The organism is Parabacteroides caecihominis (genome assembly GCF_023656785.1).
Taxonomy (GTDB): domain Bacteria; phylum Bacteroidota; class Bacteroidia; order Bacteroidales; family Tannerellaceae; genus Parabacteroides; species Parabacteroides segnis.
In genome coordinates this window covers 161,045-173,564 of record NZ_JAMOKS010000003.1, presented here as the reverse complement: position 1 = coordinate 173,564, position 12,520 = coordinate 161,045, and the positions used below count along the sequence as shown (strand labels likewise).

General features: G+C 43.9%; 11 protein-coding genes. 9 read left to right on the top strand and 2 right to left on the bottom strand.

Features of this window, described 5'->3' with window-relative positions; translation table 11 throughout:
• The first annotated feature begins 10 nt into the window (after positions 1–10).
• The 9 genes from NBH14_RS03300 to NBH14_RS03260 are packed head-to-tail and all read left to right on the top strand — an operon-like array spanning position 11 to position 10,519.
• Positions 11–1,705, top strand: coding sequence for a RagB/SusD family nutrient uptake outer membrane protein (locus tag NBH14_RS03300; protein ID WP_250817133.1), 1,695 nt, complete (start codon positions 11–13; stop codon positions 1,703–1,705).
• 22 nt (positions 1,706–1,727) lie between these two features.
• On the top strand, positions 1,728–2,561 hold the full coding sequence (locus tag NBH14_RS03295; RefSeq protein WP_128133801.1) for a hypothetical protein: 834 nt from the start codon (positions 1,728–1,730) through the stop codon (positions 2,559–2,561).
• 21 nt (positions 2,562–2,582) lie between these two features.
• Entirely contained in the window at positions 2,583–3,248 is a 666-nt protein-coding gene (locus tag NBH14_RS03290) for a GDSL-type esterase/lipase family protein (RefSeq protein ID WP_128133800.1), read from the top strand.
• 8 nt (positions 3,249–3,256) lie between these two features.
• Positions 3,257–6,109, top strand: a complete 2,853-nt coding sequence (locus NBH14_RS03285) for a glycoside hydrolase family 2 protein (RefSeq protein ID WP_128133799.1) — start codon at positions 3,257–3,259, stop codon at positions 6,107–6,109.
• A gap of 31 nt (positions 6,110–6,140) precedes the next feature.
• On the top strand, positions 6,141–6,698 hold the full coding sequence (locus NBH14_RS03280) for a glucose-6-phosphate isomerase family protein (protein WP_128133798.1): 558 nt from the start codon (positions 6,141–6,143) through the stop codon (positions 6,696–6,698).
• Positions 6,699–6,704: 6 nt separating this feature from the next.
• The gene (locus NBH14_RS03275; RefSeq protein WP_128133797.1) at positions 6,705–7,673 is read left to right on the top strand and encodes an ROK family protein; all 969 of its coding nucleotides are present in this window, start codon (positions 6,705–6,707) and stop codon (positions 7,671–7,673) included.
• Positions 7,654–8,469 carry a glucose-6-phosphate isomerase family protein gene (locus NBH14_RS03270; RefSeq protein WP_128133796.1) on the top strand — a complete coding sequence of 272 codons (816 nt, stop codon included), beginning with the start codon at positions 7,654–7,656 and terminating at the stop codon, positions 8,467–8,469. The genes NBH14_RS03275 and NBH14_RS03270 overlap by 20 nt, the downstream gene beginning before the upstream one ends.
• A gap of 26 nt (positions 8,470–8,495) precedes the next feature.
• On the top strand, positions 8,496–9,926 hold the full coding sequence (locus NBH14_RS03265) for a sugar porter family MFS transporter (RefSeq protein WP_128133795.1): 1,431 nt from the start codon (positions 8,496–8,498) through the stop codon (positions 9,924–9,926).
• A 35-nt stretch (positions 9,927–9,961) separates the two neighbouring features.
• Entirely contained in the window at positions 9,962–10,519 is a 558-nt protein-coding gene (locus NBH14_RS03260; protein WP_010800140.1) for a sugar O-acetyltransferase, read from the top strand.
• Between the two features lie 81 nt (positions 10,520–10,600).
• On the opposite strand, the gene NBH14_RS03255 is transcribed toward NBH14_RS03260, so the two are convergent.
• Complete coding sequence (locus tag NBH14_RS03255) at positions 10,601–11,806, bottom strand: DUF418 domain-containing protein (RefSeq protein ID WP_128133794.1); 1,206 nt, start codon at positions 11,804–11,806, stop codon at positions 10,601–10,603.
• Positions 11,807–11,828: 22 nt separating this feature from the next.
• Positions 11,829–12,491, bottom strand: coding sequence for a flavodoxin (locus NBH14_RS03250; protein ID WP_128133793.1), 663 nt, complete (start codon positions 12,489–12,491; stop codon positions 11,829–11,831).
• Between the last annotated feature and the right edge of the window lie 29 nt (positions 12,492–12,520).

Sequence of the window (12,520 nt, the reverse complement as noted above, 5' to 3'; positions counted from 1 at the left end):
GATTTAAAATATGAAAAAGATAGCATTTCTTTCATTACTTGTATTCCTGTTTACAGGTTGCGACGGTTTTCTGGATTCAGAAAATCTGGTGAAAAAGGATACGTCGAGTTTTCCGGAAACATCGCAGGATGCATTGGATGCGTTAACCGGAGTGTATTCCATATTACCATCAGTAAATGTAAACCAATGCACTTTTCTGGTATCCGAATTGCTTTCGGATGACCGTCTGGGAGGTGGAGCTGCCGTAGATAGAAGCTGGGCAGCAATGGATCAGCTTAAAAAGATAAATGACGATATGTTCCCGGATTTCTGGAAAAAAATGTATCAGGGGATTTTCCGTTCCAATATGCTGCTGGAAACTCTCGATGTGGTAAAGACATGGGAAAAACCGGAGTTGAAGGATCAGATAGCCGCTGAAGCCCGATTTCTGCGTGCTTACTTCTATTTTGAATTATGCCGTATGTTTGGAACGGTACCTTTGGTTCTGACGACAGAAGCTGTGAATAATCCGCGGGCCGAAGCCAGGGAGTTATATGCTCAGATGGCGGATGATTTGAAATATGCCATTCAGACGTTGCCGGATAAAAAATATGAAGTAAAAGACAGCCAGTTGGGACATGCAACGAAATGGGCTGCCGAATCATTGATGGCACGTGTCTATTTATTTTATACCGGATATTATAAGCAGGACGCCCTGCCATTGACTGAAGGCGGTTCTGTGACAAAACAAGAAGTGATCAACTGGTTGGATGACTGTATTAATAATAGCGGTCATGGGCTGGTTTCCAATTTTGGTAATTTATGGCCTTACGCAAATTCCGCTACGGCTCCTGATTATAAGTTCGCTACAGATAATAACCTGAGTTGGGTGGGAGATGACCTGAATAACGAAACGATCTTTTCCATTAAATATTCTGCAATGGGAAATCATTCTACCAGTATTTATTATGGAAACCAACCGGTACTTTATTTCTCCATTCGTGAACAACCGAATTATGAGAATATATTTCCGTTCGGACAAGGTTGGGGAACAGGACCGGTCAGTACAAATCTGATAAGCGACTGGGAGATAAGCGAACCAAATGACTTCAGGCGTGCCGCTTCTATCTTGGACGTAAACGATCCGGATGAGAATATAAAAAGTTATACCTGGGGAGCCAGTATGCAGATACAGGAAACAGGTTATTGGCAGAAGAAGTATATCGCAATAAACGCACATCAGGCAAAGTCGGACGGAACGACAGCTTGTGTAAATTACAGTTGCATATTGTATGGACGAACTCCTGACTTCCAGATCGATAACACACAGGATCAGGTGATCATCCGCTTTGCAGATGTATTGCTGATGATGGCAGAGTTGAAACAGGATGTCAGTTATTTGAACCGGGTACGTGAACGTGCCGGTTTAACCCCTCTGGCTGCTTATACGGATAGGGCATTGCAGAATGAACGCCGTTGGGAACTAGCCTTTGAAGGTTCCCGTTATTATGATTTGCTTCGTTGGGGCATTGCAGGCGAATCCCTTGAAAAACAGAACGGCGTAAAAGTTAAGAATAATGGAGTGGATGATGTGATGAATATGGGTAATCTGACACAACGTATCCAGGAAACGGGAGGATTCATGCCTATACCCAAAACACAGATTGATTTATCGGCCGGCGTACTTGAACAAACTCCGGGATGGGGTAATGATGCATTGTATTAATCAAACAGTTAAATGAAATTATATGAAAAAGATAATATTCGCTCTTTTTTCGCTGCTGGCAATGTTTCAGTTGTCTTGTAATCCGATAGAAGAGGAGCATAAACAAGGTAGTGTGATCGCGGAAAGCGAGTTGAAGTTGGATGTATATCCGCTGACAGAGGGAGGAAATAAGATTGTTATGATCAATAATACTCCGATGGTCGGATCTCATTGGAATTATGGTTCAGGCATCTCTGTGCGTCAGCAAGATACGGTACTGGTCCCGTTTTTGGGTGAGAAAGAGATCGTTTTCACCGGAATATGTGCCGGAGGAACCATTTCTACGACCCGTAAGGTGACCATTGACAATATTCTTTATCCGATAGAAGATGAATGGGCCATTTTTGCAGGAACGGATAAAAATGGTAAGGACTGGATGTGGGATTATACAAGTCCGGACGATGTCGTTTGGGGAAATGGCGGCTATCCCGGAAATACCGCTCCGGCCTGGGCAACGATCAAGGCGGGAGATATGGATGATCAAGATCCGGAAGTCGGGAAAGACGGCGTTATGCATTTCGACCTGAACGGTGCTGCCAATTTTACGAAGATAAGTCAGACCGGAAAAGTTGTGGAGAAGGGTAGTTTTAAGTTTGATATGACTAAACAAAAGGTGATGGCTGACGGAACTCCCTGGTCTATCGGTACATTGACAATTGTGGACGGAACGATCCTGAAAGGAGTTTCTCCGAACGAAGGAGGGAAAACGGTTCATGAATTTGACATTCTGAAGTTGACCGAAGATAAATTGGTCCTGGCGCATGTCTTGTCTAATGGTTGGGAAGCGTGGTTCTGGTGTTTTAAAGTGAAAAAATAAGAAGGAAAGGTGTGATAGATCATGAAAAAGATAGTTCTGCTTTGTATTTTATTCTGTCATTGCGTTTTAGCTTCGGCCCAATATGAACGGGCTGAGCGATGGGAAGAAAAGATTCAGGAGTTAAGGGATAAAAACAGTAAGGAAGGAATCCAACAAGGTTGTGTTTTATTTATAGGTAGCTCTACGTTTACACGATGGGGAGATACACAGAAGTATTTCCCAAACTCGGTGGTTGTGAACAGGGCATTCGGTGGTTCCATGATGTGCGATCAGATCTATTTTTTCGATGAAGTTGTCAAGCCTTTTAATCCTCGCCAGGTCGTTATCTATGAAGGCGATAATGATTTGAATGAGACGGAGACTACTCCTGAACAGTTTATGGAAGATGTCATTTGTATGAGCCGTCTCATTCATTATCATTATCCGGAATGCCGTATTCTGCTTGTTTCCATCAAGCCTTGTCCGGCCCGGGTGAACTCTTTTGAGAAATACAAGAAAGCCAATCGACTGATGGAAGAATATGCTGCATTGTATGATTATATGGATTATGTAAGTGTCTGGGATAAATTTGTCGATGAGAATGATTGCCCTATTATGGAATACTTCAAAGAAGACCATATTCATATCACTCCTGAAGCATATCTTCTTTTTAAAGAAGTGATGGAAGATAAATTGTTGAAAAAGTAGGTAAAACTATGATAAAGATATATTGGTTATGTTTGCTGGCATTCCTGTTGATCGGAGCGTCAGTACAGGGGCAGAGTAACTTGAATTTCGGACGGACCGTCAGGCAACAGGCTGATGAACTTCCCCGTTCAAAAGCCGGAAAGATTATAACGGAAAGGAAAACCTACCAAGCTGTATCCGGACAGTTACAAAAGGATGAAGAAGGTAATTTCCTGCTTTCCGGCGGTTGGGAGATGATCGAAGGATATAAGCTGGCAGGAAAAGGTATGTCTTTGTGGGATACCCGGACAAATGCCGATGAATGGTATAATGCGGTTGTGCCGGGAACGGTCCTTACCACACTGGTCGAACAGTCGGTATATCCGGATCCTTATTATGGCCTGAATAACTTACTGATACCGGATACGCTTTGCCGTATGGACTGGTGGTACCGCATCTCATTCGAGATACCTCAGACGATGAAGGATACGGACTATCAGATATTACTGAACGGTATCAACTACAAGGCGGATATCTGGTTGAACGGCATCCGCCTGGGTACAATGAACGGAGCCTTTAAAAGAGGCTTGTTTCCCGTGGCCGGTTTGTTGGATAAACAGGGAATGAATACATTAGCCGTTCATATTTTTCCACCCAATAATCCGGGTATTCCGTTTGAAGAGAATAAGGAATGGTTTGGCGGTAATGGTGGTGCCCTTTGTCTGGACGGACCGACTTTTATCTCTTCGGAAGGATGGGACTGGATACCCGGTATCCGGGACAGGAATATAGGTATCTGGCAGGATGTCAGACTGGTTCCGGTAGGTGATGTCCTGATGGAAGATCCTCAGGTCATCACAGATCTGCCATTGCCGGATACGACTTATGCCGATATTAAAATTAAAACGCGGTTGGTGAATACAACCCCTGAGACACAAACGGTTTCCGTGAATGGAAAGATAGGAGATATCTCTTTTTCACAGGAAGTAATACTGAAACCTTCCGAACAAAAAAATATAAGTTTCACACCGGAGCAATTCGGACAACTCCGTATCCATAACCCTGCTTTATGGTGGCCGAACAGTTATGGGGCACAGGCTTTGTATAAATTATCCCTGACTGTGGCTCAAGAGGATCAGGTAAAGCAAAAGAAAGAGATCCGTTTTGGTATCCGGGAACTTTCTTATGAACTGATGGCACAGACAGCCGAAAAGGAAAATATACGTTTTCAGTATAGCCCTACGGATGTAGAGGAAGGAAGATCTTTGTTTGATTATAAGAAACGTGTACCGGTGGAGAACCCGGCTTTTTCTTCGATAGTCATTCCTTCGTTAACTGACGGAGCAATACAATATCTCCAGAAGGAGACCACTCAGCCGGAAAATCCTTTCCTGACTATTTGTGTAAACGGAAAGCGTATCTTCTGCCGCGGGGGAAACTGGGGAATGGATGATGGTATGAAACGGGTAACCCGTGAACGGTTGGAACCTTATTTCCGTTTGCATAAGGAAGCCAATTTTACCATGGTGAGAAACTGGACCGGAGAATCTACGGAAGAATTGTTTTATACTCTTTGTGATGAATACGGTTTGCTCGTTTGGAATGACTTTTCCATTTCGACTCAGGGATACAACCTGGAACCGTTGGATGATGAATTATTCCTTGCCAATGCCCGGGATATTGTCCTTCGTTTCCGTAATCACCCCTCTATTGCCATCTGGTGTCCGCGTAATGAAGGATATGCTCCGGAAATATTGGAAGACGGTTTTCAGAAGATAATCAATACCGTGGATGGTACCCGGCATTATCACGGGAACTCCAGGGATTTGAATCTTTGTTCAAGCGGTCCGTGGCACTACATTGATAATCAGCTGGAGTATCTGACCGGAAAAGCGGATGGTTTCAGTACGGAGTTGGGAGCACCGTCCGTACCGACCGTCGAAACTCTTCGCAAATTTATACCGGAAGAAGATCTATGGCCTATCGGTGATGTTTGGTATTACCATGATTTACACTATGAAAGTTTCGATTGGAAGAACTATATCCGTGATGTGGAAAAGTTAGGACAGGCTCCGTCACGTAATGCGGATGAATTCTGTTCACGTGCCCAGTTCATTAATTATAATCTGTATCGTAATATGTTTGAAGCTTGGAATCAGAAAATGTGGAACTATGCCAGTGGTCTGTTGTTATGGATGAGCCATCCGGCATGGCCAAGTATGATCTGGCAGACTTATTCATATGATTATGAGACGCACGGTTCATTCTATGGAGCGAAGAAAGCCTGCGAACCGATACATGTCCAATGGAATTCAGTAAACAAAAAACTACAGGTCGTTAATACGACACTTGAAAACATGCCGGGTGCGAAAGCCTTATTTAAGGTGTACGATCTGAAAGGAAAGCAATTGTATGAGAAAAAGATCTCTGTGGAGTTAGAAGCAAACAAGCTGACGGACTGTATGGAAATTACTTTGCCTCCGGAAATCAGAGACGTTTCGCTCGTCCGGACCCAATTATCTGACCGGCGGGGAAAGATCGTTTCGGAGAATGATTATTGGATCAACCCTTCCGAACCAACCGATTTCTCTGTTTTACAGGAAGGAGGAAAATCAGAACTCCGCATAAAATGGAATACACCGAAGATAAAGGATAATAAGATATTGATCCGGGCAGAGATAAAAAACAACTCGCAAAAGATCGCTACCGGTATCAAAGTGAATGTGCGGGACAAGGAATCGGGAAAGTCGCTATTGCCGGTATATGTTTCTGATGGTTATTTTAACCTGCTACCGGATGAACATAAACAGGTCAGTATAGAAATTCCCGAAAATCTGGCCGGCAAGGAGTTTTACGTATCGGCTGATGAATGGATCAGATAATGAAGAAAATCAATGTGACAAAATAATGATTATGAGAACAAACAAGGTTTTTATACCCGAAGTCTTTTTTACCAATGATTGTCTTACAGGAGAAGATGTTGTGAAATCAACTCGTGTATTGGGTGATCTGGACGGGGTATTCCAGGATAAAGAGGCATATGGGAAGATGAATAAAGAACAGGCCGTTTATCATGTCAGCAGTTATCTCCCGGTTTTGGAGAATACCCCCGGTGGCCTGTTCATGGGTATTACGACACTTTATCCCGGTAAGGTCGGGCAGGAGTATTTTATGACGAAAGGACATTTCCATTCCAACAGCGATCGGGCAGAGTTTTATTGGGGGGTGGAAGGTGAAGGCTTCCTGATCCTGATGGATGAACGAAGGAATGTATGGGCTGAACGGATGTTTCCGGGAAGTCTTCATTACATCCCGGGGAAAGTCGCACACCGGGTAGCCAATACCGGGTATCAGAAATTGGTATTTTCCGCCTGCTGGCCTTCTGATGCCGGACATGATTATGCGACAATTGCCGATGCAGGGTTTGCCCGGCGTCTGGTGGATGTAAACGGAGTTCCTACTTTAGTTTAAAAGGATATGATTAAATATACTATTGGAATCGATTTGGGAGGTACCTTTATAAAGATCGGCTTGATCCGCTCCGGTAAAATTCTGCATTTTACTGTTTTACCGGCAGACTCGGAAAAAGGACTTCGGATCAATCTACCTAAAATAAAGGATGCAATCAATAATTTGCTGCATAACAACGAAGTGCATACTTCTGAGTTGGCGGGAATCAGTCTGGCATTTCCCGGTATCGTGGATGTAAAACACTGCCAGGTGCTTGCTACGAACGAAAAATATGATGATGCGTGTGAGTTGAATCTACAACTTTGGTGTGAGTTGAATTGGGGAGTCCCTTTTTATATGGACAATGACACCCGGATGGCGACAGTTGGAGAATGGGAGTGCGGAGCGGCTCGGGGACTGGATAATGTTGTCATGATGACGATCGGAACCGGGATAGGCACCGGAGTCATTCTGGATGGCCGTGTCCTGTATGGTGAACATTATCAGGCAGGTTCGTTAGGCGGTCATTTTGTTGTCGATTATAAAGGACGAAAATGCAGTTGTGGAAATGTCGGATGCGTAGAAGCGCTTTCTTCATCCTTTTTTCTTTCTTCTATTATAAAGGATAATACAAAATTGACAGCTTCGTTCAGGGACAAGGCTGACTGTTATGACTTTGAAGAAATATTTAGTCTGGCATCCCGGGGAGATATCGATGCTTTGCTTGTGAGAAACGAATGTATGGATGTATGGAGCGCTGCAATTGTGACCTATATACATGCTTATGATCCACAGGTCATTGTGCTGGGAGGAGGAATTATGAAAAGTAAAGATGTCATATTGCCTTATATTCGTGAACGGGTGGAACGGCTGGCCTGGTGTCCCACGGAAAAAGTAAAGATTGTAGCATCGGAATTAGGAGATAATGCAGCAGTGTTGGCGGCAGAATATAGTTTTACCAATAAAAGAAGAAAGAATGAAATTTTATCTGCCTGATCGTTCCGGTCACGATTTTGTATTTGATCCCGGACTCGATATAAAATTAACCGGAGATCCGATAGGCTTTTCTTATGGTCCCGGAATTTTCGGACCAGAGGTAGAAACACGCAGGTTGAAGGATATTTCCGGGAGTTTGATGAACCCTGATTGTGATGGTCCTGATATAGTCTATTCGATAGCCATGGATGTCGGTAAAGTCGTGCATCGGGAATTACTGAAATCCATGCATCTGCTATACGGAGTTGTAACGTATGCAGCCGGTAAGCTGGGGACGGAACCTATCCGTAGCCAGGGACATATTCATAAAGTATCCCCTTTCAGTAACTGGTCTACTCCGGAAGTGTATGAGATATGGTCCGGTGAGGCGATTATTTATATGCAGGAATATGCCGGAGACAGTCCCGGACGCTGTTTCGCCGTTTATGCCGGACCGGGAGATGTAGTAGTAGTTCCTCCTTACTGGGTACATGCTACTATCAGTGCAAATCCGGACAGGCCGTTGACCTTTGGTGCCTGGTGTGACCGTGAATATGGGTTTGTGTATGATGATGTTAGAAAACATAAAGGTATAGCCTGGTATCCGGTGTTCGACGGATCGGATGAGATTCAGTGGCAGGTTAATCCTTACTATCTGAAATCGGAATTGATATGCAAATCTCCGTCGGATTATTCGATGTTGGGGATAAAAAAAGATAAATCTATTTATCGTACTTTTGAGGAGGAACCGGATACTTTTCTGTTTGTCCCGTCTCCGCAGATAAAAGAAGATTGTTGGAAGGAATTTGTTCCGTAGAAACATTTATATATAAATTTAATACCATGAAAACAGCGCATAACAGGATGTTGATTTATGTCATAGCCATTATTGCGGCAACCGGAGGTCTGCTTTTTGGCTTTGATACGGGAGTGATATCGGGAGCTATTCCTTTTTTCCAGAAGGATTTTGGAATAGACAACGGAATGGTTGAACTGATTACGTCGGCAGGGTTGTTGGGAGCCATCCTGGGGGCTTTGTTCTGTGGTAAACTGACGGACCGGTTAGGACGCAGAAAAGTGATTTTGGCATCTGCCGTTATTTTTGCGGTTGGGGCAGTCTGGTCAGGGATTGCTGCCGATGCCTGGAATTTAGTATTAGCCCGTCTTTTTCTGGGAGTAGCCATAGGCGTTTCCTCTTTTGCCGTTCCTTTATATATAGCTGAAATTTCACCGACAAAAGTGAGAGGTACGCTTGTCTCCATGTTCCAGCTAATGGTTACGATCGGGGTGTTGGTCTCTTATTTATCAGATTTGTATTTTGCGGATGAAAGCGATATGACTTGCTGGCGGCCGATGTTTTATGTGGGAGTTATTCCGGCTTGTATCCTTTTGATTGGTATGTTTTTTATGCCGGAAACTCCGCGTTGGCTGATGAGTCAGGGAAGGCATGACGAGAGTATCCGCATTCTGAACAGGATAGAAGGGGAAGAGCAGGCAAAGATTTCTTTTCGGCAGATGCAGGAGGAGATAAAAAGAAGTGGAGCGGAGAAGTCCGGGTGGAGAGAGCTTTTACAGCCCTGGTTGAGGACACCTCTTATTATTTGCATAGGGATTATGTTCTTCCAGCAATTTGTCGGGATCAATACAGTGATCTATTATAGCCCTAAAATCTTTCTGATGGCAGGTTTTGACGGGGCTGTTGCTGCTATATGGGCCTCTGTCGGGGTTGGATTGGTCAATGTTATTTTTACGGTTGTGTCTGTCTATTTTGTCGACCGCCTGGGAAGAAGAAAACTTTATTTTATAGGATTATCCGGAATTGTCGTTTCGCTTTTACTGTTAGGCTTGTGTTTTGTTTATGTAAATCAGTTGGGCGATTCTGTAAAATGGGTGGCTATTTTACTTATATTCTGTTATGTAGCATTCTTTGCCATCAGTATAGGACCTCTAGGATGGCTGATTATTTCGGAAATCTTCCCGTTGAAGTTACGTGGGCTGGGAGCTTCCCTTGGTTCACTTTCCGTCTGGCTTTTTAACAGCATTGTCTCATTTACCTTCTTTAAGATCGTAAAAGCGCTGACAATACCGGGAAAAGAAATCCTTATGGAAGGAGAGGACCTGGGGAATCCTGCCGGTGCTTTCTGGTTTTACGGAGGGATTGCTTTTCTTGCGCTGATCTGGGGGTATTTTTATGTTCCTGAAACAAAGGGCGTCTCTCTGGAACAAATAGAAAGTTTCTGGCGGAAGAGGGAAAGTCCCCGTAAGCTGAAATAATTCTTATATTTGTAGGGAACATAAAAATGTAGCCAATGACAGAGAAAGAAAAATGCCGTCAGGGTTTGTTGTATGATGCCAACTACGATGCTGAATTGTTGTCGGATCGTGAGAAAGCGAAAGAACAGCTTTACGATTATAACCGTCTGCGTCCTTCTCAGCAGGAGGAAAAGACGCAATTACTGAAATCTTTTTTGGGTAAAACAGGAAACAACCTGATCATCGAACCGCCTTTTGCCTGCGATTACGGATATAATATTGAAGTAGGAGAGAACTTCTATGCGAATGTAAACCTGGTTATCCTGGATGGGGCTAAGGTCTGTATCGGTGACAATGCTTTTATTGCCCCGAACGTTGGAATTTATACTGCCGGTCATCCGTTGGATGCAGAGCAGCGAAACCGTGGTCTTGAATATGCTCGTCCCGTAACTATCGGACATAATGTCTGGATCGGTGCCGGTGTAAATATCCTGCCGGGAGTAACCATCGGTGATAATACTGTGATCGGTGCCGGCAGTGTGGTAACAAAAGATATTCCATCGAATGTATTGGCGGTAGGGAATCCTTGCCGGGTGGTCAAAGAGATAAAGTGATTTCAAAAAAAACATCGTTCCGGTGATACTTGATGATCTGCGGAACGATGTTTTTTCAGATGGAGATATAAAAACTTACAGTTAGCGTACCAGCGGTTGCCATTTCATATAGGTTCCCGTTCGCCACAGCCATTCCATCGGGCCATAACGGAAACCTTTCAGCCAATAATGACTGATTGCAATTTGTATGCCTGTATAAGCAAGGCAAACCAATACGCTCAGGAAAACTCCCAAATGACTCCAATCCAATCCGAAACCGGAAAAGATGAAGACACCGGCCACAGACTGTACGATATAGTTTGTCAACCCCATACGGCCGTAACTGACCAACGGTTCTACAGCCCGTTGTACTTTTTGTGAACGATAAACTTCCATTACAATGATTACCCACAGATAAGCGGTCAGCAGATTGATCAGATTGGTGGTAGTCGATCCCATCCATGAATAGAAAGAAACTTCTCCCCAGGCAACCGCCGGAATATAAGGTCTCGCTACGTAAAGCAGACCTAATAATACGAGGGCTGCCAATGCCCAGCGATTTAACCGTTTCCGGAATTCATCCATACGTTCGAATAAACGGATACGCCCTACAATAAGCCCTAAGATAAAAAGTCCTAAAGTCTGGTAAATACGTCCGCTCGATACCTGGAATCTCATTTTACCGACCAGTCCGCTCCAGGCGTTATTCTTTATCGTTTCAGATAAAGTAGGAACTTGCCGGGGACCTGTTGGACGGGATGCAGGTCTGGCAGTAACCTGTTCCACCTGCTCTATAGCCGGTGCCGTCAGACTTTTATAGACTACCGGTACAAGTGAGGCGCCTCCCAGGAAAAGAAACAAGGTGATACCTGCCAGTAATTTCGTCGGCCATTTATACATTAATACCAGCACGAAACCTAATATCGCATATATCAGCAAGATATCCACACGAACAATCAAACCATGCAAATAGCCAATCACTGCCAGTAATAACAATCTCCACAAGAAACGTTTCCGGAAATCGAGCCCTTTCTTTGCCGCCCGGTCCATCTGGATAAAGAAACTTAAACCGAACAGGCAAGAGAAGATAATGAAGAATTTGCCGAAAACCAGATAATTTATAAACCATCTGAAAATCTCATTCAGCGTTCCTTCCCATGGGAACATTGCTTGGGGGGCCATTGTCCCTATCGCTCCAAAATGTTGCATGGCATGAATCAGGCAGATACCGATCAGTGAAAAACCACGCAGGGCATCAATTACTGTAATACGTGCGCCGGGTGAGGTTGATGTCTTATTTATTTCCATTTTATTCGTTTGTAATTAATTTTCATTGACTCTGTTTGATTCTCAACAACCATGCTTCTACATCATCTGGACCATTCGGCATATCTATCCCGGCATCATCATTTTGTGGTTCACGGATATTCTCGGGATCGAGATCTTCGGGTAATGTTGCCGGAATATGAATAGACTCAGGCGTTACCTTATAAATCTTTTGCATCGATTCGTTCAGGTAAGTCGTAGCACCGTAAGTAATAAACGGAATGATTACCTTATTGCCTAAATCATAATTTTCGAGGAATGTACAGACCACCATCGCCGGTTGATGCCACCAGCAAGGTGATCCGACGAATATCGTGTCGTATTGTGCAATCGCCTCTTTGTCGGGAAGGTTTGCTACACCGGGGCGCAGGTCGTTATATGCTTCGTTTTGTATCCGTTCGGTATCATCATAAGGATTCGTCGCATACGGATCGGCTGCATTAATACGGTATATGTCAGCTCCGGTCAGTTCGGTAATACGTTCGGCTATCGCCTGTGTCGTGCCGGTTGCCGAGAAATAGGCCACTAATGTTTTACTGTTCCCGGAAGGCAGGTCGGAAGACTCTGGCTGTTCCGTATCCGGAAAAGAGGTATCATTATTCTCTGAGCAGGCACTTATTGTTGTTGCGGAGAAAAGTAAAAGCGAGATTAATAATAAGTTTTTCATACTGTTCTATTAAGATGTTATTTGTCTAA